This window comes from Oceanospirillum sanctuarii, from assembly GCF_002150805.1.
GTDB classification, from domain to species: Bacteria; Pseudomonadota; Gammaproteobacteria; order Pseudomonadales; family Halomonadaceae; genus Oceanospirillum; species Oceanospirillum sanctuarii.
Genome location: NZ_MTBA01000007.1, coordinates 1 through 22817, shown reverse-complemented (window position 1 = coordinate 22817; position 22817 = coordinate 1). Strand labels below are relative to the sequence as shown.

Annotated in this window: 22 protein-coding genes; 4 read left to right on the top strand and 18 right to left on the bottom strand. The window is 51.2% G+C overall.

What is annotated here, in order from left to right:
* Positions 1-18: 18 nt before the first annotated feature.
* Positions 19-2667: an aminopeptidase N gene (pepN, locus tag BV405_RS13175; RefSeq protein WP_086481363.1), complete on the bottom strand. Its 2649-nt coding sequence runs from the start codon at positions 2665-2667 to the stop codon at positions 19-21.
* 356 nt (positions 2668-3023) lie between these two features.
* Here pepN and BV405_RS13170 point away from each other — a divergent pair, with 356 nt between their 5' ends.
* Positions 3024-5312, top strand: a complete 2289-nt coding sequence (locus BV405_RS13170; protein ID WP_086481362.1) for a putative bifunctional diguanylate cyclase/phosphodiesterase — start codon at positions 3024-3026, stop codon at positions 5310-5312.
* Between the two features lie 98 nt (positions 5313-5410).
* On the opposite strand, the gene BV405_RS13165 is transcribed toward BV405_RS13170, so the two are convergent.
* From BV405_RS13165 to BV405_RS13130, 7 genes are all read right to left on the bottom strand, one after another.
* Positions 5411-5857 carry a YeeE/YedE family protein gene (locus BV405_RS13165; RefSeq protein ID WP_086481361.1) on the bottom strand — a complete coding sequence of 149 codons (447 nt, stop codon included), beginning with the start codon at positions 5855-5857 and terminating at the stop codon, positions 5411-5413.
* Complete coding sequence (locus BV405_RS13160) at positions 5854-6288, bottom strand: YeeE/YedE family protein (RefSeq protein WP_086481498.1); 435 nt, start codon at positions 6286-6288, stop codon at positions 5854-5856. Before BV405_RS13160 ends, BV405_RS13165 begins: the two co-directional genes overlap by 4 nt.
* A 51-nt stretch (positions 6289-6339) precedes the next feature.
* A complete protein-coding gene (locus BV405_RS13155) occupies positions 6340-7176 on the bottom strand; it encodes a DUF2797 domain-containing protein (protein ID WP_086481360.1) in 837 nt (278 codons plus the stop codon).
* A 26-nt stretch (positions 7177-7202) separates the two neighbouring features.
* The gene (locus BV405_RS13150; RefSeq protein WP_086481359.1) at positions 7203-7448 is read right to left on the bottom strand and encodes a YeaC family protein; all 246 of its coding nucleotides are present in this window, start codon (positions 7446-7448) and stop codon (positions 7203-7205) included.
* Between the two features lie 199 nt (positions 7449-7647).
* Positions 7648-8520 (bottom strand): rhomboid family intramembrane serine protease, encoded by an 873-nt coding sequence (locus BV405_RS13145; protein ID WP_086481358.1) that lies wholly within the window; start codon positions 8518-8520, stop codon positions 7648-7650.
* A gap of 461 nt (positions 8521-8981) precedes the next feature.
* Positions 8982-9971: a metallophosphoesterase gene (locus tag BV405_RS13135; RefSeq protein ID WP_245832327.1), complete on the bottom strand. Its 990-nt coding sequence runs from the start codon at positions 9969-9971 to the stop codon at positions 8982-8984.
* Complete coding sequence (locus BV405_RS13130; protein ID WP_086481355.1) at positions 9961-10845, bottom strand: NAD(+) kinase; 885 nt, start codon at positions 10843-10845, stop codon at positions 9961-9963. The genes BV405_RS13135 and BV405_RS13130 overlap by 11 nt, the downstream gene beginning before the upstream one ends.
* A 257-nt stretch (positions 10846-11102) precedes the next feature.
* Here BV405_RS13130 and BV405_RS13120 point away from each other — a divergent pair, with 257 nt between their 5' ends.
* Positions 11103-12080, top strand: a complete 978-nt coding sequence (locus tag BV405_RS13120) for a DUF1853 family protein (protein ID WP_086481353.1) — start codon at positions 11103-11105, stop codon at positions 12078-12080.
* Positions 12081-12126: 46 nt separating this feature from the next.
* On the opposite strand, the gene BV405_RS13115 is transcribed toward BV405_RS13120, so the two are convergent.
* Together BV405_RS13115 and BV405_RS13110 are read right to left on the bottom strand one after the other, a co-directional pair.
* Positions 12127-12780 carry a LysE family transporter gene (locus tag BV405_RS13115; protein WP_086481352.1) on the bottom strand — a complete coding sequence of 218 codons (654 nt, stop codon included), beginning with the start codon at positions 12778-12780 and terminating at the stop codon, positions 12127-12129.
* 97 nt (positions 12781-12877) lie between these two features.
* The gene (locus tag BV405_RS13110) at positions 12878-13390 is read right to left on the bottom strand and encodes an outer membrane beta-barrel protein (RefSeq protein WP_086481351.1); all 513 of its coding nucleotides are present in this window, start codon (positions 13388-13390) and stop codon (positions 12878-12880) included.
* 218 nt (positions 13391-13608) lie between these two features.
* Between BV405_RS13110 and zntR the strand changes: the two genes are divergently transcribed.
* Both zntR and BV405_RS13100 read left to right on the top strand, forming a co-directional pair.
* On the top strand, positions 13609-14052 hold the full coding sequence (zntR, locus tag BV405_RS13105) for a Zn(2+)-responsive transcriptional regulator (protein WP_086481350.1): 444 nt from the start codon (positions 13609-13611) through the stop codon (positions 14050-14052).
* Entirely contained in the window at positions 14036-15133 is a 1098-nt protein-coding gene (locus BV405_RS13100; RefSeq protein WP_245832326.1) for an SO_0444 family Cu/Zn efflux transporter, read from the top strand. Before zntR ends, BV405_RS13100 begins: the two co-directional genes overlap by 17 nt.
* A 24-nt stretch (positions 15134-15157) precedes the next feature.
* Here the strand turns inward: BV405_RS13100 and BV405_RS13095 are convergent, their stop codons facing one another.
* The 8 genes from BV405_RS13095 to BV405_RS13060 form a co-directional block, all read right to left on the bottom strand.
* The gene (locus BV405_RS13095) at positions 15158-16108 is read right to left on the bottom strand and encodes an EamA family transporter (RefSeq protein WP_086481348.1); all 951 of its coding nucleotides are present in this window, start codon (positions 16106-16108) and stop codon (positions 15158-15160) included.
* A gap of 52 nt (positions 16109-16160) precedes the next feature.
* Entirely contained in the window at positions 16161-16835 is a 675-nt protein-coding gene (locus BV405_RS13090; RefSeq protein WP_086481347.1) for a class II aldolase/adducin family protein, read from the bottom strand.
* A gap of 43 nt (positions 16836-16878) precedes the next feature.
* Positions 16879-17610: a histidine phosphatase family protein gene (locus tag BV405_RS13085; protein WP_086481346.1), complete on the bottom strand. Its 732-nt coding sequence runs from the start codon at positions 17608-17610 to the stop codon at positions 16879-16881.
* Positions 17611-17634: 24 nt separating this feature from the next.
* The gene (locus tag BV405_RS13080; protein ID WP_176330158.1) at positions 17635-18423 is read right to left on the bottom strand and encodes an adenosylcobinamide-GDP ribazoletransferase; all 789 of its coding nucleotides are present in this window, start codon (positions 18421-18423) and stop codon (positions 17635-17637) included.
* Positions 18413-19510: a nicotinate-nucleotide--dimethylbenzimidazole phosphoribosyltransferase gene (gene cobT, locus BV405_RS13075; RefSeq protein ID WP_086481344.1), complete on the bottom strand. Its 1098-nt coding sequence runs from the start codon at positions 19508-19510 to the stop codon at positions 18413-18415. The genes BV405_RS13080 and cobT overlap by 11 nt, the downstream gene beginning before the upstream one ends.
* A gap of 96 nt (positions 19511-19606) precedes the next feature.
* Positions 19607-20989, bottom strand: a complete 1383-nt coding sequence (locus BV405_RS13070; protein WP_086481343.1) for a Dyp-type peroxidase — start codon at positions 20987-20989, stop codon at positions 19607-19609.
* Between the two features lie 117 nt (positions 20990-21106).
* The gene (locus tag BV405_RS13065) at positions 21107-22111 is read right to left on the bottom strand and encodes a 1-aminocyclopropane-1-carboxylate deaminase/D-cysteine desulfhydrase (protein WP_086481342.1); all 1005 of its coding nucleotides are present in this window, start codon (positions 22109-22111) and stop codon (positions 21107-21109) included.
* 1 nt (position 22112) lies between these two features.
* Positions 22113-22571 (bottom strand): YaiI/YqxD family protein, encoded by a 459-nt coding sequence (locus tag BV405_RS13060; protein WP_086481497.1) that lies wholly within the window; start codon positions 22569-22571, stop codon positions 22113-22115.
* Positions 22572-22817 lie beyond the last annotated feature (246 nt).

Here is a 22817-nt window from a genome sequence, read left to right as displayed (position 1 = left end):
ACCTCTGAAAGCACTCCGTTATGGCAGCGCTTTCTGTACCACTTCAAACAGATCTTTTGACAGCTCTGCAGCTGCGATGCGCTTCAGCTCGGTCTGCATCAGCTGCTGGCGTTTGCTGTCCATCTTCTGCCAGCGGGTCAGCGGGGTGATCAGGCGGGAAGCGATCTGCGGGTTCATCGCATCCAGCTCCAGCACCACATCCGCCAGGAACTGATAACTCAGGCCATCGATACTGTGGAAGTTCACGCGGTTCTGGTTGCAGTAAACACTGACCAGAGAGCGCACCTTGTTCGGGTTCTTCAGGCTGAAAGCGGGATGCTCCATCAGCGCCTTAACGCGAGCTAAGGCATCCGGATGCGGACGGCTGGCCTGAACCTGGAACCACTGATCCATCACCAGTGCATCATCCTTCCACTGCTGCTCAAAGCTTTCCAGAGCCGCTTTGGCTTTCTCATCCTGCTTGGAGTGCACCAAAGCGGTAAGCGCCGCATGCTGATCAGTCATATTGTCTGCTGTTGTAAACTGCTGCCAACTGCGCTCGACAGCGGCTTCGGTTTCCAACGCCATCAGGTAAGACTGACAGATATTTTTCAGGCGACGCTTGGCGATATCTTCTGCCACCGGACGGTATTCACCACTCAGCTGGTTTGCCACAACCGCCTGCTCCAGCTCAGAGCTTAATGCCTGCGCCAGCGTTTTACGGGCGATATTACGACAGGCGTGAATCGCATCTACCGGCACTACGTCAAACTGCTCCGCCAGATAAGCTTCACCGGGCAGTACCAGCATTTCTGCCAGAATCGCAGGCTCAAGACCGGCAGCAAACAAACCTTTGTAGGCGTCGATCAGGGCAGAGTCCAGCTCCGGCATCTGACCGGCTTCAAACTGCGCTACCATAGCTTTCAGGGCATCAATCGCCAGACGCTGACCGGCATCCCAACGGTTAAAGCCGTCAGAGTCATGACGCATCAGGTGCAGCAGCTGCGCCTGTGAGTAACCAAAGCTCAGCTTCACCGGTGCTGAGAAACCGCGAAGCAGAGAGGGTACTGGTGCTTCTTCGATACCTTCAAAGATAAAGGTTTGCTCGGCTTCACGCAGATGCAGAACACGATCGCCGTCGCCCTGTTCACCGGATGCTTCACCCGTAGACAGATTCAGCGGCAGATCATCACCCGCTGCATTTAACAGCCCCACTTTCACAGGGATATGCAGTGGCAGTTTCTCTGCCTGATCCTTGGTCGGAGGTGTTTGCTGTTTGATGGTCAGTTTGTACTGTTTGTCAGCCGCATCATATTCACCGCTTACGGTCAGTTGCGGCGTACCTGCCTGACTGTACCAGCGCATAAACTGGGTGAAGTCGATACCGGAAGCATCCGCCATGGCAGCAACAAAATCTTCCACCGTCACCGCCTGACCATCGTGACGCTCGAAGTAGAGATCGGAACCTTTGCGGAACAGATCCGGCCCCAGAAGGTTGGCGATCATACGCACGATCTCTGAGCCCTTCTCATAGATGGTCAGGGTGTAGAAGTTAGAGATCTCAATAAAGTGATCCGGACGCACCGGATGCGCAGTCGGGCCTGCATCTTCCGCAAACTGAGCAGTTCGCAGCATGGCAACATCTTCGATACGTTTTACAGCGGCATCATTCATATCCGCTGAGAAACACTGATCGCGGTATACGGTAAAGCCCTCTTTCAGGGACAGCTGAAACCAGTCACGACAGGTCACACGGTTGCCGGACCAGTTGTGGAAATACTCGTGTGCCACAACGCCTTCGATGCGCTGGAAAGCGCCATCAGTTGCAGTATCCGGACGGGCCAGCACACAGGAGGAGTTAAAGATATTAAGGCCCTTATTCTCCATCGCGCCCATGTTGAAGTCGTTAACTGCCACGATCATGTAGATATCCAGATCGTATTCACGGCCGTAAACCTCTTCATCCCACTTCATAGAGGCTTTCAGGGAAGCCATGGCATGATCGCACTTGGTGATATTTTCCGGCTCAACCCAGATCTCCAGTGCGACGTTACGGCCGCTCATGGTGGTGAAGGTGTCTTTCACCACCTGCAGATCACCGGCTACAAGTGCAAACAGGTAGGCCGGTTTATCAAACGGGTCCTGCCAGGTAACAAAGTGGCGATTGTTGTCCAGATCACCCTTTTCAATCGGGTTACCGTTGGAGAGCAGTACCGGATACTCGGTTTTGTCGGCGATGACCTTAGTAGTAAAGGCCGCCATTACATCCGGGCGATCCGGGTAGTAGGTGATCTTGCGGAAACCTTCCGCCTCACACTGGGTGCAGAACATGGTGTTGGAACGGTACAAACCTTCCAGCGAGGTGTTGTTGGCCGGGTCGATCTCAACCTCGGTTTCCAGCACAAACTGATCCGGTACATTCGGAATAATCAGCTGCTCACCGGTGACCTGATACTGATCGGCACTCAGCACAGCGCCATCAATCGCTACGGAAATCAGCTTAAGTTCACTGCCGTGCAGCTCCAACGGAAGACCCGCATCACGATGGGCATTACGGTTAAAAGAGATGCGGCTTTGCACGCGGGTTTCATGGGGATAGAGATCAAATACCAGATCTACCGACTGCACCAGAAACGCCGGTGGCAGATAATCTTTCAGATAAATAACGTCGTTGTTGTCAGCACTCATAACACACCCATGGTTATCACGACATTGCCCGGATTCGCGTAAAGCTTGCGTCAGGACAAAAGGGTTAAAAAAATTCAGGATTTAACAGAGACAAAGGCCGCTTTGCTTTAGACTAAAGCATCTAATCAAGTTAGAGTACGCCCTTTGTGAAAAAGCTTGTTTATATAAGGGATTAAAACACGCTGTCGATTTATCTGCGAAGTAATCTGCAGACGAAATTTAAACATAAGCACTACACTGTAAAGCGTAGCTGTTTTGGTACTGCTGCAAAGGAATGTGCAGAGCAAAACGAAAGTAATGCAGAGACGATAATTCCTTAGCCCGACGGTAGACGATAAACAGGCCAGCCCTTTTTTATGGATCACACGCAGATCAAAACAGAACAATCACAACTGACACTGCCTTTGAAGGTAGCCTCGGTTTATGTGGTTTTTTCCCTGCTCTGGATCTACTTTTCTGACCGCGTTCTGGAAAGTATGGTGCAGGATCCCGTCATGCTGTCTGAGATTCAGACTTACAAAGGCTGGGCTTTTGTCCTGCTGTCCGGCCTTCTGATTTTCAGCTTGACCAGCCTGGGTCTGAGACAAAAAAATTCCATCCAGAATAAGCTGGACCGACACTCCTCGTTTTTACAGCAGGTGCTGCAGAGCGTCAGCCACGGCATTATTCAGTACCACCCATCCGGTGAGATCGTGTTTGCCAATAAGGCGGCCAGTAAGATCTATGGTTTTGATGGATGTCTGCCGGATCATATCGAAAAGCTCTGCCTTTCCTCCTTTGATGCGCGCCACCTGACCACCAGCATTACTGCCCTTGCCAGTGAAAAGGAACTGGAAGGTGAGCTTCGCCTGCCCCAGCGCCACAATAAGGGTTACACCTTTACCGCTCACTTTCAGTGGTCAGTGACTCTGGATGAGAAAGGGCGTGTGGAGAATATAACCATTGCTGTCAGTGATATCAGCAAACAGCAGAAGCATCAGGAAGCGATGGATCAGGCAGCACTGGTGTTCGAGATGTCCGATGAAGCCTACCTGATTACCGACGTGCACAGCCGGATTCTGAATATCAACCCGGCCTTCACCAAAATTACCGGCTTTGAGCTGGAAGATGTTAAAGGCAAAACGCCGGAGATGTTCCAGTCCGGTAAACATGACAGCAGTTTCTACGAAGCGCTATGGAACCAGCTTCTGAGTCGAGGCCAGTGGCAAGGTGAGATCATCAACCTGAATAAACAGGGCGAAGAGCAGCATATCTGGCAGAAGATCATGGCGATGAAAGATGCCAGCGGCAATGTGCAGAAATATATCTCTATGATGTATGAGATCAACAGCCTGAAAGATACAGGGCTGGATGATCTGACCCAGCTGCCTAACCTGCCTCAGCTGAGAGATCGTATTAACAGCCTGATTCCTAACGCTGAAAAGAACAAAGAACACTTCTGTATCGCCTATCTGGATCTGGATAATTTCCAGGCAGTGAATGACAGCTTTGGTCATCAGGTGGGTGATCAGCTGGTACAGGCGGTGGCTCAACGTCTGTCTGCAATCGTCTCCAAGGATGATGTTATCGCCCGTCAGGGTGGTGACGAGTTTATTATTCTGGGTCGCAATCTTGGCGACTCCCGTTGCAGCACCTCCTTTGCTACAGGACTGCTGAGCGCCTTTGAAAACCCGTTCGATGTTGAAGGCCACCGCCTCTTTATTACTTCAAGTATCGGTCTGTGCTGCTACCCTGAAGACGGCTCCAGCAGTACTACTCTGCTGCGAAACGCGGATACTGCACTCTATCGGGCTAAGGATATCGGTAAGAATAACTTCCAGTTCTACACCTCCCAGCTGACCAGTAATGCGATTCAAAAAATGGAGATCGAACTGGAACTGCGCCGCGCTCTTAATGAAGCACCGGAAGAGTTTGTAGTCTTCTATCAGCCGCAGATCGACCTGAAAACCGGACAAATCTGCAGCGCCGAGGCTCTGGTGCGCTGGCAGCAGGGTGATAAGCGCATCGGCCCGGATCTCTTTATTCCTGCGGCAGAAGCCACCGGCCTGATTATCCCGCTGGGCCTTCAGGTACTGGAACAGTCCTGTCTTGATTTCCTTCGCTGGCAATCACTGGATATGGAGCTGGAACGGGTTTGCGTAAACGTCTCGATGGTGCAATTGTTGCGCAGTGACTTCTACGAAGACCTGCTGAATATTCTGCAACGGACGGGGATGCCTGCGGCGGCGTTAGAGCTCGAGATTACAGAAACCGCTCTGATGAAGGAGAATGATCAGGTGGTTCAGGTACTGCATCAACTGCAGGAGATCGGTATTCAGATCGCTATTGATGACTTCGGCACCGGCTATTCATCACTGGGTCGTCTGCAGAGTCTGCCGGTGGATCGCCTGAAAATTGATCGCAGTTTTATGCCGGAAAGCGCTGAAGACCAAAACGATCATGCACTGATCTCTTCGGTTATTGGTCTGGCAAACAGCCTGAATCTTGAGGTTATCGCCGAAGGCGTAGAGACCGAGTATCAGGCAGAGCTTCTGATCCGAAGCCAATGTGAAATGGCACAGGGATACCTCTACAGCCAGCCGCTACCAATGACGGAGTTTATCCACCTTTGTCAGCAATATGCCCAGTCAGCGGCAGCCAGTTGATTGAGCGGCTTCTCTCAATACCTATTAAGCTCTCAATAAAAACGCCCGCTGATGCGGGCGTTTTTATTGGCGATATCTCTTAATCTGTAAGACGAACCCTATTCCTGATCAGCAGTCCCCGGCTGACACTCACCGCAGAAACTCCCTGCAACCCAGAAACCTGCCAGCATCGCCGGAATAAAGATCATCGCCTCAGAAGCATTGATCGCAGCGGTGACCAGAGCTGGCCCCGGACAATAACCAGACAATCCCCAGCCGATTCCAAACAGGCCGGAACCGATCAGCAGGCGACGATCCACAGGAGCCATACCCGGCAGATGGAAGCGGTAGGTCAATACCGGCTGCTGACGTTTCAGCACCAACGGAAAACAGATCGCCGTGACCACTACTGCGCCACCCATTACCCACATCAGCGCAGGCTGCCAATTAGCGGTAATATCCAGAAAGCCCTGAACCTTAAGGGGATCTGTCATACCGGAAACCACAAGGCCGGTACCGAACAAAGCTCCGCAGAACAGAGAGGCAAAAATAGCTTTCAGATTCATACCAGCACCCCACTGATCCTCAGAATCAGAACCGTCAGAATACCTGTGGTCATAAAGCATAGGGTTGCCATCAGGGAGCGCCAGGAACGACGGCCCAGTCCGCAAACACCATGGCCACTGGTACAACCATTGGCCAAACGGGTGCCAACACCTACCAGAAAACCGGACAGCGCCAGCAACCAGACAGGAAAACCTTCCCGAGGCATGGCTACGGCATCTCCCATAAGCTGATAAGTGATGCCGCCAGCAAGAATCATTGCCAGCAGAAACAAAGCTCCCCGGATATTTTTACCACTGTAGGAAAGGCTCAGCAGATTCGCACAGATACCACTGATACCGGCAATACGGCCATTTAACAGTAGTAGCAAAGTTGCGCTCAGGCCGATCAGCAATCCGCCGACAAGAGCATAAGCATCAAAAAAAGCACTCATGATTGAACTCAACAGGTAAATTACAGAAGCGACTGGCCTGAGCCGATGAGCTTATTCAGCGTCAGCCACTTCCAGATCCACATGGTAGGAGCTGAATTTACGGATATTCAGCACACCGGTATCCAGAATCAGATACTGACCCTTAATACCCTTCAGAACACCTTCCACTTCCGGAGTTTTATCCAGATTCAGTGCGGTTACCTTTTCAGGATGCTCTTCAACGGGATAACTGAAAACGAAAGGTCGCGCATCCGGCAGCGGATAGATAGCATCAAGACCATGTTCTGCCTGAAGCGCAGCGATATCATCTTTTGCCAGTTCCAGCAGACGATCACGCTCCGCCAGCAGGTCGATCTCCGGGTTGATGCCTTTAAGCATATTGCGCCAGTTGGTGCGATCTGAGGTGTGCTGGCGAATGGCATCTTCCACAAGGCCGGACTGCTTACGGGTTTTCACCCGAAAGATCGGCAGCGCATTGATCGCGCCCTGATCCATCCAGCGGGTTGGCACCTGAGTTTCGCGAGTGATGCCCACTTTAAGACCAGAAGAGTTAGCCAGATAAACGATATGATCCTGAAAACAGAACTTCTCGCCCCACTCAGGTTCACGGCAAGTGCCGGCATCGTAGTGGCACTTCTCCGGGCTCATAATACAGGTATCGCACTGCGCCAGCTTTTTAAAGCAGGGGTAGCAGAAGCCCTGTGAATAACTCTTCTTGGTTTTTCGGCCACAGTGACAGCAGTTGATCGCACCGTGAAAGCTGAGTTTCAGCTTTTTACCCAGAAGCTCATTCAGGGAAATTTTTTCATCCCCCAGTTCCAGCTGGTAACTCACCGGCTGGGTATCCTGGGTGTACATCTTATGTAGCTGACCGGAAATGAGGGTCATAGTTACTCCTGAACTCAGATCCGTGATTACTGCATAATTTTGATGATATCAGTGTGCTCTTTATCGCTCTCACACTGGTCTTCCATAAAGCCCACACGATCCTGAGCTGGCATATCATGCTGAAATTCAAACAGGATGACCGCTTCCATGCAGAGCTCAACCTGCTCTTCGGTCAGACGAACACCATTCGGCCACTTGCGCAGCTCTACCGCCTGACGCAGGCTGGCGTAAATCTCAGGGGTCATGTTTTTGATCATATCTTGCAGGGTCATGGGGAAACTCCATCAAAAATAACTGCAGGCAATGACTGAATCGCAATACCTGACTTGAATACAGGGGATTATATCCCATCTTCCACCCGCTAGGTGACTGCAGGCAGATAAAAAGACCTTAGAAAAAAGTCATTAAAAAATACGCAAACTGTGACGGATCAGAGCCTGCACTCATCAGCATCACTCTGATACCAGAATCTTACTGACCACCAAAACGGGACTTACCGGACAGGGTTACACTGATCAAAGCCCAGAGACTACCGCTCACCAAACCTCCCACATGGGCAGCATTGGCGATTTCACCCAGTCCCAGCATAGATGCACCACCGACCAGACAGAACACCAGCCAGATCAGCAGGAAAACAAACACGGGCTTACGGATATAAAAGATGGGCTGGCGGGCAAAACGATCCCAGAACCAGCAGTAACCTAACAGGGCATAGACTACGCCTGACAAACCGCCAAAGAGAATATCTCCCATCAGATACTGAGCGAGGTTCGCGCTGATCCCGCTGACCAGAAACAACAACGCCAGATTAAACGTGGACTGTTGACGCTCTATCATACGGCCCAGCTCCCACACCCAAAGACTGTTAAAAATCAGATGCAGTGCGCCAAAGTGCAGAAAAGCCGGTGTCAGCAAACGCCAGACTTCACCGGTCTGCAATGTCTGCCATAAAGGCAGATACGCCAGACCATTTCTGACCTGTTCGAAGGGGACGATGGTAAGAGATGCCAGCCAGTTTGGCTGCGGTTCAAAACTGATCATGGCGGTGACCAGACCGCTGATCAGCAGAATCAAAGCGGTTAGCGGCCAATGTCCGGCAGCCTGCAGGCCGGCTTTCAGATTCAGCGTTTGCTCACTGCTTTCTGGCTCAATCGTGTAAGCCAGCTCGCCTCGGTGCCAGTCCTGAACCAACTGCATCAGTTGCGGGTAATCTTCGGGCTTTGCCAGAAAGATCTCCTGCGTACGGGAGGTCTGTCGGATCTGGTGTCCAATTTTACGTACCCAGAGCTCGCGGCTTAACTCCGACAGATCCTGATCTACAGGTAATTCCAGAACTTTAATCATGGCGTTAGCTTCACTTCGACTATGGTTGGCTTAGCTTTGAATAATGTTGGCATCACATTGGAAGATTATTCCGCAGACATAAAAAAATCCGGCAGCATGGTACGTGCTGCCGGATTAACTCGCGGGAGGAACATCCTGTCACTCTTAATAACAACGGGTCCGGTCAAAATAAAACAGGATAAGATGGAACCCACTCTCCCGTATCCATCAATCGATACCGCAGGCATATATACCACTGTCAGTTTTGAGAACCACAGGTTAAACGAACAACCGACGTTCACGAATAACCATACTGTTAGTATGCGTCCATTTTTCAAAGTTCCAAGTTTCTGTGACAAAAGTTCACAAAAAAGGTAGTTGAAAGACTGCTTTCAGGGATTATTCAGGTCTTTAGCCCCTGTTATTTCCCTTCGCAGCTAAATGGCATCGCTAGCAGTAACGATTACACATCAGGTACGTGATCAGCTTTCATCCCGATCTACAGAGATCCAGACAAAGTTTCTGGCATCCAACTGAGACTCACCACTAAAGCGATAACTGGCCAGCTTACCGTATTTCACAGCACTGTAATCCAGACAGGCAATATTTGGTGTCACCAGTGCAGGTACGCCTTCACACCAGTAATGACCGATAAACAAAGGACGCTCATCTTTCGGGTAATAAAGCAGCGCTTCTTTTTCCTGATCACTCAGTGCCCGATCTTCCAGATTACCCGGCAGGTTATCCGGCTGAAAAATTACATCGCCGTAGGTTTCCGGTTTTTCCGCCCAGAAATGAGTCCGGAAGGTACGACGGGTAAAGCCATCACCACCGTGAATCTGAATGCCTTCCGGCAGGCGAATATGACTGCCCCGCGTCAGGTGTTCCATCAGACGAAAACCAAAACTGTCCGGCTGAACCGATTCGATCAGCAGGTCATAGTTCAGCTTGTCGGTCTGGTATTCGTTCTGCAGGGTTCGGATCAGAGCGTCATCCCAACTGGCATGCACCACACGGAACTGCTCGTTTTCCAGAAAAAGCGGCAGTGTTTTGAACCACTGAAGATAGGTATCCCACTCATCCTGAGCACCCTCAAACTGATCCAGTGTTTCTTTGATCAGGCGGGTATGGCGAGGGTTGTGGCTGCGCAGATAATCATCAGCAAAACCTTCAGGTGCCGGCGTGCAGTAGGTGATCGCGTTGTGCTCATGGTTGCCCATAATACAGGCCGCTTCCCCCGCCTGAACCATGTTATAAACCAGTTCCAGTGATTCACGGATGCGTGGACCGCGGTCCACAATATCACCGAGGAAGATCACCTTACGTTCCGGATGCTGCCAGACGCCGTTGACCTTGCGGTAATCCATCTGCTGCAACAGACGCTCAAGGGTATGAGCGCAGCCATGAATATCACCGATCAGATCGTAACCGGCTGCTTCCGGTAAACGGGTAAAATCAGATTTATTGGTCACCAAAACTGCTACTCCAGCCCAACTTAGTTCGGCAAATTTCATAGAAATTATGGTCAACCGGATGAATCAGACGCAGCTTGTATGGGCGCTTCTTCACATAAAGTACATCACCGGGCTTGGTGACCAGGTGGGTCTGGCCATCGCAGCTGACGTGTGGATAAGCATCGTTATCTTCCGCGATGATAATCTTCACTTCGCTATTGCCATCCACCACAATCGGGCGGCTACTCAGGGTGTGCGGGAACATAGGAACCAGCACGATCGCATCCAGTTTAGGATGCATAATAGGGCCACCACCGGACAGGGAATACGCTGTCGAGCCCGTTGGCGTGGAAACAATCAGGCCGTCAGAGCGCTGGTTGTAAACATACTGACCTTCGATATAAAGATCGAACTCGATCATACGGGCAGATTTACCCGGGTGCAGCACCACATCGTTCAGACCAACGGCGTTACCGACCGGTTCACCGTTGCGATACACCTCGGCGTCCAACATAAAGCGGGTTTCAGTAATGTACTGGCCATCCAGTACTTCACCCACACGCTCTTCCAGTTCGCTTGGTGAAATGTCAGTAAGGAAACCCAGACGACCACGGTTCACACCCAGCACAGGGGTGTTGTACTTCGCTATGGCGCGGGCCGCCCCCAGAAGGCTGCCGTCACCACCGACAACAATCACCAGATCACTGACTTCGCCGATCAGTTTACGGCTGACTTCCTGAAGACCATGCCCCGGCATCACTTCGCCGATCTGATCTTCAATAATAATGTGCAGATCGCGATCCTGAAGGTAACGGATCAACCGCTTCATGGTGTCCACAACCTTAGTGCTACCCAGTCGCCCGATCAGGCCAATATTTTTAAATTGTTCCATCTGCCGTCTTATGATTCGTTGGTGTGGATGTAAGCTTTCCAAAAACGCTGAAAAGCAGGTTCAGACTCGGCTATCACCAAGCTCTTACTATATGTCAGGGTAAAATCCGCGATGAGGAAATCTAAGTAAATATTCCAAACCATCCGGAGATGCCGGAATTGATCTTTGATCCGACTGCGCTTTACTCTATCGGTTTTAATCGTGACCCGAAACATAAATGGCACAGTTTCAGATAAACCAGTAAAGGTGAAAATCCAGTGACACCGGAAACATTTCAGCATCAGGCAGTCAGGGATCTGGTGTGGTTATTAACCACGCCCCGGCTGTGCCATTGTACTGCAGAAAGCTGGCAAATACCCGCCCCCCACTGGGATACCTTGGTACAACTCGATTCCGACCCGCGACCTATAGAAGCCTGGCTCGAAGGTAAAAAAACCACGCTTCTGGGTCATTATCATGAACAGTTATGGCTGTTTTATTTCGACCTGCATCCCGATATAGAGCTGCTCGCCAGCAATCTGATCGTACAGGGTGAAAAGCGCACTCTGGGGGAGTTTGATGTCCTGCTGAAGGATCAGAGAGATGGACTTATCTGGCATCTGGAGCTGGCGATCAAATTCTATCTGGGAACCGATTCAGGCTGGGGGAAACCTGAGGCCTGGAGTCACTGGCTGGGTATTGCCTGCCAGGACAGCATGGAGCATAAATGGCAACACCTGCTGACTCAGCAGCTTAAACTGGGAGAGCAGCACGAGGTTCGGCAATGGCTTGAACAATACGGCGAAACGGCAGGACAATCTCTTATTCCGGACAGAGCCAGTGCCCTGACCCGGGGTTATCTGTTTTACCCGACACAGCTCAGCTCACCACTTCCCGCTCCTGAGATGATGAACCCGGATCATCTTAAAGGCAGCTGGATCACACTCTCTCAATGGCTAAATAACTATCAGACTGGCATAAAACCAGAATGGCGAATCTGCAAAAAACCGCACTGGATGGCAAGTATCGCTCAACCAGAATGGCTAACAGGCACATCCATCGCAGAAACCTTAAGACAGGAACTGATACTCCCTGTATATGAAGCCAGAGGCAATAAAAACCAACTAAGAAAGTGGGACAAGCGACCACAGATGGGAACAGAAGGATTACTGCTGGAAAGGCAGTCAGGCGAACGCCTGTTTGTGGTTTCCGATGGTTGGCCGGGCTATCTCCCTATGCCCTGGCATAGGTTATAGCCCAGCTTAATTTCTAAAGGTTTAAACTCTTAAACACTCAAGCCAATCAGCTTTGAGAAGCGGTCGCTAACTTACCCGCCAAAGCGATCAGGGCAACACCAGTTACCCGCTCAATCCAGTGACTGATTTTCCGGAAGAAAGCCCGAACTTTCTCACGGGACAGAAACAGCGCAAGCCCGGTAAACCAGAGACCTGTCATTACTGTCATCCAAAGCCCATAAAAGCCCTGAATCCAAAGCGGCGTACTTGGGCTGATCACAACAGAGAACAGAGAAACAAAGAAAAGTGTCGCCTTGGCGTTCAGCGCATTGGTCAGAAAGCCCAGCCGCCAGGCTTTCCAGGCTGTTGCGGCACTCTCACCCTCTTCCAGTTCAGCATTTACATCAGCAGCACTCGCTGCCGGTTTCGCCTTCAGACACTGCCAACCCACCCATAACAGGTAAGCCGCCCCCAATATCTTCAGAACGGTAAATGCCGTTGTCGATTGTGCAATCAAAAGGCCCAAGCCTAAAAGCGAGTAGGTCACGTGAACTAAAATACCGCTACCAATACCGATGGCTGTCCAGACACCTGAACGGCTGCTGGCACAGAGACTCTGGCGCAAAATAACCGCAAAATCAGGACCAGGACTGGCTACCGCCAAAAAATGCACCACTACAACCGTCAAAAATTCCGGCCAATACTGAAGTAGTTCCGTCACAGAAAGTCCCTCCTGAATTTAACTGTTCAATTAATTTCTGATCTTTAAAAACAACAAAAGCCAGCAAAGCTGGCTTTTGTAAAAACAGAGCGTTCGCTTAAAAGCGGGTTCCAATACCAATGCTGATACCACCAATGTCAGCACTGCTCTTAGCAACATACTTCATAAAATCGGCATTGGCATACCAGTCGCGCCAAACCGTCAGCTCGGCACCTACACCATAAGAAAGACTGGTGTAATTAGTTGTCTCATTATATTGGGACGCAGCAAAACCCAACAAACCTTTCATCTGTAACCGGCCCAAAGGCAAAGCACCTTTAGCATAAACACCCATGGTGTAATTATGATTGCCGCCACCGAGGGCAAACTGAGCTTCTGCAGAAACAAATTCTTCGAAACGCTGGCCAAAGGTAAAACGGGTTGCAGTGCCAGAGTCAGTACCATCACTCCAATTCAGCATATCAATACCAGCGTAAGCATAAGCCTGCTGATAGATATTAACCCTCGGAGCTGCATCACGGGCTTGACGATAAACCGGAGCGGCTTCGGATGGAATGGAAGCTAGGGTAGCCGCAACGGCTAACGTGCTGGCGATGATACGCTGCTTCATCAGTGAACCTCTGTTTGTATTCTTATATCCCTGACAGCTTACGAGCACTCACGCTGTCGATTTGCTTTTAGATTAACATACTTATCGGCAAGCTTAAGTGTCACTTAAAGCTTATAACGCTACTTTTTGTTTTCCTGAACCAATCACACTTCCTTGACCCTAAAGCTTACTACAGGGTTTATTATAAATGGATCAACCAGAATCACAGGAGCCGACAAATGAGCAGCCTCTATAAGATAGGTTCTCTCGCAAAAGCCTCAGGAGTTACAGTCGAAACCCTGCGCTTCTACGAAAAACAAGGCCTTCTGCCGGAGCCGCATAGATCGGAAGCGGGTTATCGCCTTTATCCGGAAAGCGCGATTAGTCAGGTTGCTTTTATCCTGAGAGCCAAAGCGGTGGGTTTTTCCCTGAAGGATATCGCTGGTCTGCTGGATCTGGAGGTCAACCGTGAACAGGAAACCTGCCAGACAGTTAAGAATTTTGCCAACGAGAAGCTAACTGAGATCGAAGCCAAAATTCAGGAATTGGAGCAGATGCGTGGCGCTTTAAAGCAGATTACCGATGCCTGTTGCGGCGGATCACTGCCCGCAAGCCATTGCACTATTTTAAGCGCCCTGGCCAATGGTCATCAGAAGCAGGAAAAACATGATGCTACTTGCTGAACATTTCTTCGACCTGTTTCTGGATGCAGCCCCCTGGCTTCTGGGCGGCCTGGTGATTGCCGGACTGATACATAGCTTTGTCGGAACAGAAACGCTGGCGAAACATTTGGGGCAGGATAACCTTGCCTCAACGGTTAAAGCGGCCCTCTTTGGAGCGCCCCTGCCACTTTGTTCCTGCAGCGTGATCCCTGCTGCCATGAGTCTGAAACGCAACGGCGCCTCAAAAAGTGCCACCGTCTCCTTTCTGGTTTCTACACCGGAAACCGGAGCGGATTCCATTGCCGTTTCTTATGCTCTTCTCGGACCTTTTATGGCGATTATCAGGCCCATTGCGGCAGTTCTGAGTGCGATTAGCGCAGGACTGCTGACACAATATTTTAAAGATGCACCGACCCCAGAAACAGAGCCTAAAACCGCATCTGAACAAGCCAGCACGAAAGAAACAACCTCCTGTTGCGCCAGTAAAAGCTGCTCTTCCGGCTCCCAAACCAAGGAAGCTGCCAACCCGCAGGAGAACCAAAGCAGCCTCTTCCAGCGCTTTATGACCGGCCAACGTTACGCATTTGTGGATATTTTCAATGATATGGCGGGCTGGCTTTTGGTCGGGCTCTTACTGGCGGCAGCAACGCTGACCTGGGTTCCGGAGCAGTTTCTGACGCAGTGGGGAGATGGTTTTACCGCCATGTTGGTGATGGCTCTGGTGGGTATCCCTATGTATATCTGTGCCACTGCATCCACGCCGATTGCTGCGGGTTTGTTGCTATCCGGACTATCTCCCGGAGCGGTTCTGGTGTTTATGCTGGCAGGCCCGGCCACCAATATGGCGACTCTTGGCATCATTAAAAGGGAATTAGGGGGCAGAGCTGTTGTGACTTACTTAACCGGAGTATTAAGCGTGGCGTTTCTGTCCGGATTCGCAACCAATGCGCTGGTTCATTACTTTAACATCGACATTCAGGCGCAACTGGCGGCCAGTGAAAACCTGCTACCGGAATGGCTGATGCTAGGGTCCGCGATGATTCTGGCGGCGCTTATTATCTATTATGGAAAAACCAGGCTTCGCAAGCAGGCGGTTATCTGAATCAATCCTTCTATCCCGGCAGCCCTATCCCACTACCAGTAACAGCAGGACGCCACTCAGAATAGCGCCCATACCGATCAGCTCAATGGGGGAAGGGCGCTCTTTAAAAAAGAGCACTGCTACCAACAAAGTGAAAACAAACTCGATCTGCCCGACCGCTTTTACATAGGCCACAGGTTGCAAGGTCATCGCAGTAAACCAGCCAACAGAACCCACGACACTGGTCAGTCCCACAAAGGCGCAAACACCGGTTTGCAGCTTCATCGCTTTCCAGTCCGCTGGCGAACGCCAGCCCAGATAAAGTGCGCCGATTAAGGTTTGCAGGATGACCATCACCACCAAAGTCACCGCAGCACCCAGCTGAAAATCAAGATTCAGGCTCAGGCTTGCCTGACGCAACGACAGTGAGGTCAGGGCAAACAGCAGCCCCGCCAAAAGCCCAACACCTGCGGCAGGATCGAGCAAAAAGTGTTTGATTCTTTGCCCCCAACTCAGAGCCTTGCCCCGATCCGATTTGACCAGATAAGCTTTGCCCTGCCCCATCAGGAAGATGCCAACAGCGCCCAGACCAATACTCAACCACGCCAGAAGCGACAAGGTCTCCGACCAGATCAGTACGCCTAAAACCGCCGCCAGCATAGCTTCGGTTTTGACGTAAAAACTGCCCAAAGCAAAATTGCGGAAACGGAACAGCCAGACCATCAGAGCCGTAGCAATCAGCTGACAGATGGCGGCGAACAGGGCATAACCCCAGAACCTGAGCTCCGGATTGGGAATCACAGCCAATGAGGCTTCATCTGAGCCGGACCAGTAAATCAGTACTACCAGATAGATCAGCGCAAAAGGCAGGCCATAGAGATAACGCACCACAGCAGCGCCACTGGCGGTCAGACCATGCCCCAGAGACTTCTGACCTGCGGTTCTGACCGACTGCATCAGAGCCGCCATCAGTGTCAGTGCAACCCAGATACTCATCAGCAAAGATACCTGACTGCTTCAGCTTGCAGAGCCCTTTTCAGCAGGCACATCAGAAGTGTTTTTCGCCCGCGTCGCGGGCACCGGATTCAATCGCTTCGGTCAGCTCAAAAGCCCTTGCCCATTGAAAGGTATTTAACAGCGGCATTCCGGCTTCTGTCATATCCGAGCCGAAACTCATAATGCCATCTTCATGGCCTGCCATAGCAAACACAGGGCTGAGTTTGAAAGCATCCTCCTGCCAGAGCTGCTTAACCGCCTGCGCCATTTTAGGAGTACCATAGGGAACATCAGCCGGGGTTTCCGGCAGAAACAGCTGGCCACGTTTTTGCCAGATTTCAGGGCTGTGGATATGAATCACCGCCTGAATAGTGTCATCCAGCGCGTAAACAGCACCGTGGGTTAACGCCTCTGATGAGGGTTTCACCGGCCCATGGGCAACAATATGATTGGTCGTCGGATCACAGTGCTCAACAATGGCGTAGTGCTCCGGTGTCAGCCGTTCCAGCTCACCGGTCTGGGTGCCGCTGATAATAAAGCCGTTCCCGTAGCGAATACTGATATTGCCATAACCCAGACCACCGTATCGGGCTGGGTCCTGACCGATCAGCCCCAACTGAAACAGTGTCAGACGCCATTGCTGAATCGACACCAGTAGCGCCTCATCACAGGCCACTGACGGGGTGTAATCCAGTTGGTATTTGATAACACCTTCACGCTCAGCCATGGGCTGATCTCCTTCTTTAATCGTAAATCAGCAATCGTCAAAATCAGCTGCGCCATGCCTCAAGCAGAGCTTTAGGAGCCAGATTAAGACCTTTCAGTTGCCAGAGCTCTGAATCCGGCAACCTGTGACCCTGAGTATCTTCCAACCAAGTCTGGCGTAGCCAGGCGCTATGCTGATAATCCAGCTGCAACAAAAGCTGCTGCTGAAAGGGTATCTGCAACACTTCCCCCAACAGCAAGCGAATCACGCCCAGATGGGAAACCAGAATCCCCCCCCGTTCCTGTCGTAACCAATCGCACCACGCCAGAATAACCCGTTGCTGCATCTGATAGGCCGACTCACCATTAGGGAACTGAAAATCCAGTAGGTTCTGTTGCCACTGCTCTATCGCCTCCTGCCCGATATCAGCCCAGCTCTGCCCTTCCCAGAGACCGAAATCGATCTCCTGCCAGCGGGGATCTTCCGCTATCAGTGCAGAAGCATCTCCTGTCAGTGCAAGTGCTTCCGAAGACTTACTCTGCAAAGCAGACAAATGATCCGCAAGTGTTCGAGCGCGCTGTAGAGGACTGGAAAGCAGCGGACTGGAAAGCAAAGGCAGATCAGAACGGAAAGCCATCAGTTCCTGCCAAGCCGAATCGGGGACTTCGGCTGCAGGCAGATCGCTCTGACCGTAACAGATACCGGCTTCGACCTCCGGCTTAAGATGACGTACCAGCAGGTAATCACAGGTTTTGCGTTGCAAAGCGTTAGGACTTGATGCGGTTTCTTGGGACATGGTTCATAACTTGTAGTTTTCGGCTTAAACAAGCGCAGCAGACAAGATCAGATAAATCAGAACTTCCGCCAGTTGTTGAGCACCGCCCAGACAATCACCGGTATAACCACCGATTCGTTTTAGCCAATACCAGCTCAGAAGACGGTGCAGCAGAAAAAGGCCAGCGATCAGAAGCAGCGCCGTTGCCAGAGAAAGAAACAGCAAGCCAAGAGTACCGACAGCGGTAATAAAGCTCAGCTCTCCAGCCGTCATACGATCGCTATGTCCCGAGAACTTACGATCCACCTCATCACGCACATAATTGAGGGTAAACATAAAACTGGCAGAGAAGCTTCGGCTTAACCCATGACCAAGAAGTAACACCCAGGGAATCAGATCCACTGGCAAGAGCGCAAGGGCCGAGAGTTTAATTGCCAGCATCAGGCCTAAACCAACCGCACCATAGGTTCCCAATCGGGAGTCCTTCATGATGCGCAGCACCTGTTCCTTCTGCCAGCCGCCGCCAAAGCCATCGCAGGAATCCGCAAAGCCGTCTTCGTGAAATGCGCCGGTCGTCAGAATACCAACCGTTGTGCTCAACAAGAGCGCTAGCCAGAGGTTTTGCCAGATTCCGTAAAAGACAACAAAAGACAGCGCACAAACCGCACCAACCATCAGCCCGACAACAGGCAAAAAGCGCGCGGCACGATTCAGCTGTAGCGCCTCATCCGGCACCCGTTTTTTCACCGGGATACGGGTAAAAAAGATGATCGCCGCCAGCAGCAGATAGCCCTGTTGCTGGCAGAAGCTTTTTCCGGACCAATCAGCTGGCATCGCTGCTCTCATTCCCCGCATCGTCAGCACCGGATACCAGCTCTTCACCACTGACACCCGCATCAGCAAAAGAAGCCATCTCATTCAGGAAAGCAACGGAAGAAACCACCAACGGATAAGCAACCGCGACACCGCTGCCCTCACCTAAACGCAGATCCAGCTTCAGAAGGGGCTGAACCTTCAGATAGCTCAGCATCTTGCGATGACCGCTTTCATCAGACTGGTGGGTAAACACAGTGTAATCCAGCACTTCCGGGAACAGCGCATGAGCTACCAGCAGAGCGCTGGTCGCAATAAAGCCATCCACCAGTACCAGCATCTTCAGTTCTGCAGCTTTGAGCATGGCACCACAGATCATGGCAATTTCGAAACCACCAAAGCGCGCCAGAATACGCAGTGGATTATGATCCGGATGCCCGCCATTGGACTCAATATAATTCGCCGAAGCCTGCTGCAGAATGGCCAGCTTTTTCAGCACGCCTTTTTCATCAAGACCTGTTCCGCGACCCACACATTCTGCCAGCGGAATGCCGGTCAGATGGTGCATCAGCAAAGCAGCAGATGAGGTATTACCGATCCCCATCTCACCAAAACCGATGACATTGCTACCACCAGCCGCAACACGGGTAACCTGATCGGCACCACGCTGAAGCGCCAGCTTAACCTCATCATCGGTCATCGCCGCCGCATTCAGATAGCTGGCGGTGCTCCGCGCAACACAGGCATCAAACAGTTTAGGATGTTCCGGCAGATCAGCAGCTACACCTGCGTTCACAACTTCCAGATCGATACCGTGCTGACGGCAAAAAACATTGATCGCCGCACCACCACCCAGAAAGTTAAGCACCATCTGAGGGGTGACTTCCTGCGGATAAGGGCTGACACCTTCACTGACAATGCCGTGATCACCGGCAAAAACCAGCATGTGCGGCTTTTTCAGTTCAGGGGTAAGGCTCTGCTGAATTAAACCTACTTTCAGGGCAACAGCTTCCAGCTGCCCAAGGGCGCCCAGCGGCTTGGTTTTGGTGTCGATCTTTTCCTGCAGCTGGGAGGCAATGCGTTTATCGGTTCGGGAGATGGAAAACATAGGGCTCTCTGGAATTAGCGGGTCGTTTTAACAACCTCTTCGGGAAAACAAAACGAGGCTGCGAACAGCCTCTGTTGGAAAAACCTTGTTTGCAGGTTAATCGTCTTTCAGTCCCTTTTTGCCTTCTTCGGTCAGCGTCCAGGGCAGACCAGGCTGTTGTTTCAGGTTCTTACTTTCATTATCAGGTGTCTCTTGCTGAGACTGACGCTGTTCTTCGTCATCCTCCAGCATCGCCTGATAGAAACTGGCAGAATAGCGGCGACCACCGGTGTTGGTCGGTGTCACACTCTTAACTTCAGGCGCGGCTTCCGGAGCCACTTCCGGAGTTTGCACCTGGTCAGAAACCTTTTTCTCAGTTTCAGCGTCCGGGTCAACTTCCGGCTCAACAGGATTTACCGCATCAGGGTTAGCAAAGGCTTCACTTAAAGGAGTGTATGCCAGCTCAGAGCGGGTAGAGTTCAGTTCCGCTTCCTCTTCCGCGAGACGCTTGGCCTCTGCTTCCGCTTTTTCTTTCTTCAGCTGCTCGGCTTCCGCTGCGGCACCCACATACTTGGCAAGAAACTCACGGGATGGCGCAAACAGAGCGGCACCGGTCACCGCTTCGGTGTACTTCAGCATGTGATCGTAATGACCATCGGTATCGCTATAAATCATGCTGGCCAGCATACGGGTAAAGTTATCCGCGAAACGACAATAGGAGACAAAGTAGAGTCCCTGAGCGCTCAGGTTACCGTATGGCATACTCTGACGCAGAATCTCAATGGCAGAGCCTTCTTCATCTTTGATGCCAGCCCGCTTGATATGGGAAGTCAGAGGTTTTTCTTCACCTTCAAACTCGATATTTTCTGCTTTGGTTCGGCCTATCACCTGCTCCTGTTCTTTGACAGGAACACCGTTCCAAACCGGCATGTTGTGAACATAACGCTGCAGGTGAACATAACTGCCACCGGCAAAGGCCTGATCTTCATTACCCACCAAAGCAACCTTGGCCCGGTCTTCACCCTGTGGGTTCTCGGTACCATCAACAAAACCTGTCAGGTCACGGCTGTCCAGATAACGGAAAGTAGGAATCGCTTCCTGCAGATTGGCAATTTCACCCAGCATGCCATCAATTCGGCGGGCAACAATAAAGTTGATATCGTGACGGTCAGAGCGAATCTGGAAATAAAGATCACAAGGTGTTTCCGGCGCTACCCGGGCACCCTGTTTCATTTCCGGGAAGGATTTCAGCGCAGCCGGGCGACCTTCCGGATAGAGGCGATCCCAGGCATCAGAGCTGATGGCGACCACACCATTCAGTGATGGCACATCAAACACACGACCGCACTCGTCGATCATCGATGGGAAGCGCGCCACCATATCCCGAACCAAAGGCAGCAGGTCATCATCGGGGCTCAGTGTGTAAGTGATGTAATAACCAAACTGATTTGATTCGGCCAGAATGCCAGACTGAACATTCTTTAACGTATGATCCTGCATAACCCATCGGTCTCCTGAAATCTGATGCGGCCTATTATGCCATCTCTTAGATTAGACTGCTGAGTGGAAAGCGATCAGAGCGAGGATTTTTTAGTCGCTAATGAAACCTTTGCCCGTTCAGACGGGTAATTGCCAATCAAGGCCATAACCTCTGCGGCCCTGAAGCCCACCAGTGTGAATAAGAAGAATACGGCTACCCTGTGGAATATCACCCTGCTCGACTGCTTGCCAGAATCGGCAAAATAGTTTTCCGGTATAGATGGGATCGAGCGATAGAGGGAAAGCATCGCCACTTAAACACTCTTCGAAATACGCCATCTGTTCCAGAAGGGTATTTGAGACCTTACCGTAGCCGCCGCCATGACCATCCAGCAGCAAGCTCCAGCTCTGCTTGTCCTGCACGCTGCCATTACCGGCGGAATCAAAAGCCAGACGATCCGTAATTTCCTGATTGAGAAAATCCGCGCCTTTTAACACGGGAACGCCGATCAGCTGGTAATCCAGTGTTCGCCCAGCAATTAACCCAGCCAAGGTGCCGCCAGTACCTACTGCACACCAGATCTGATCCGGCTGCCAATTTGCCTCTTTGCAGCTTTGCTCCAGCTGGATCGCAAGCTCTGCTACACCCGGTGCAGCCAAGGGACTACTGCCGCCCTCCGGCACCATAAAATAGTCAGGGAAGGTCTCTGCAAGAGACCGAAGCCAATCAGGATCATTCCGCAAACGATACTCTTTGCGGGTAACAAAGTGCAGCTGGCAACCCCACTGCTTAAGATCCTGAAGCATGGCGCTTTTTGGAATCAGCTCTGGCTCACCACGGATTACAGCAACGCAGGGTAGTTTCAGCTGATAACAGGAATACGCCAATGCATGCAGGTGATTAGACCAAGCACCACCAAAGGACAGCACGCCTCTTGCCCCTTGCTGAATCGCTGCCTCAAGATTGTATTTCAGCTTATAGGCTTTGTTGCCGGAGATAATCGGGTGAACCAGATCGGTTCTCAATACCTTCAGTTCGATCTCTTTTTCTATCAACAGCGGATGAGAAATCGACTGCAAAGGCGGCTCTGCAATCACCCCCTGCCAACACTGAAAATCCGATTCATGTTTACTGCCTGACATATCAGCTGGCAGGCTTTACATGCTTGGCCAAAAAACGATCCAGCGCATTGCCAAACTCCTGACGATCACGCTGATTCAGGGCTGCAGGGCCACCGGTCTGAACACCACTGCTACGCAGATCGGACATAAAGTCCCGTATCATCAGGCGTTCTCGAATATTGTTTTTGGTGTACAGCTCACCACGGGGATTCAGGGCATGGGCACCTTCTTCGATCACCTCAGCGGCCAGAGGAATATCCGCAGTAATCACCAGATCACCGGCGGTCAGATTCTGCACAATATAGTTATCGGCAACATCAAAACCCGGCGGCACCTGAATGGCCTTAATTTTGGAATTAGGCGGCACAGATAATGGCTGGTTAGCCACAAGAATCATCGGCAAATCCAAGCGCTGGGAAGCCCGGAACAAAATCTCTTTAATCACTTTTGGACAAGCGTCAGCATCGACCCAGATCTGCATGGTTATATTATCCCGTTTTTCATAATGAATAGAAAAGCCCGGCTTATTGCCGGGCTTTAATTCTACCAAATTAACAGAACAGTAATTCTACGGATCCTCTGAACCGAAGAAACCGTTTAAGGTATAACTGTCAAGTCTATGGAAGACTCCAGTAACAACCCATCCTGCTCAGATTCCACGACAACCCGTTTAACCACAACATCCGTTACCGTTGTTGGATCGATACCATCACGCTCCAGCATTGAA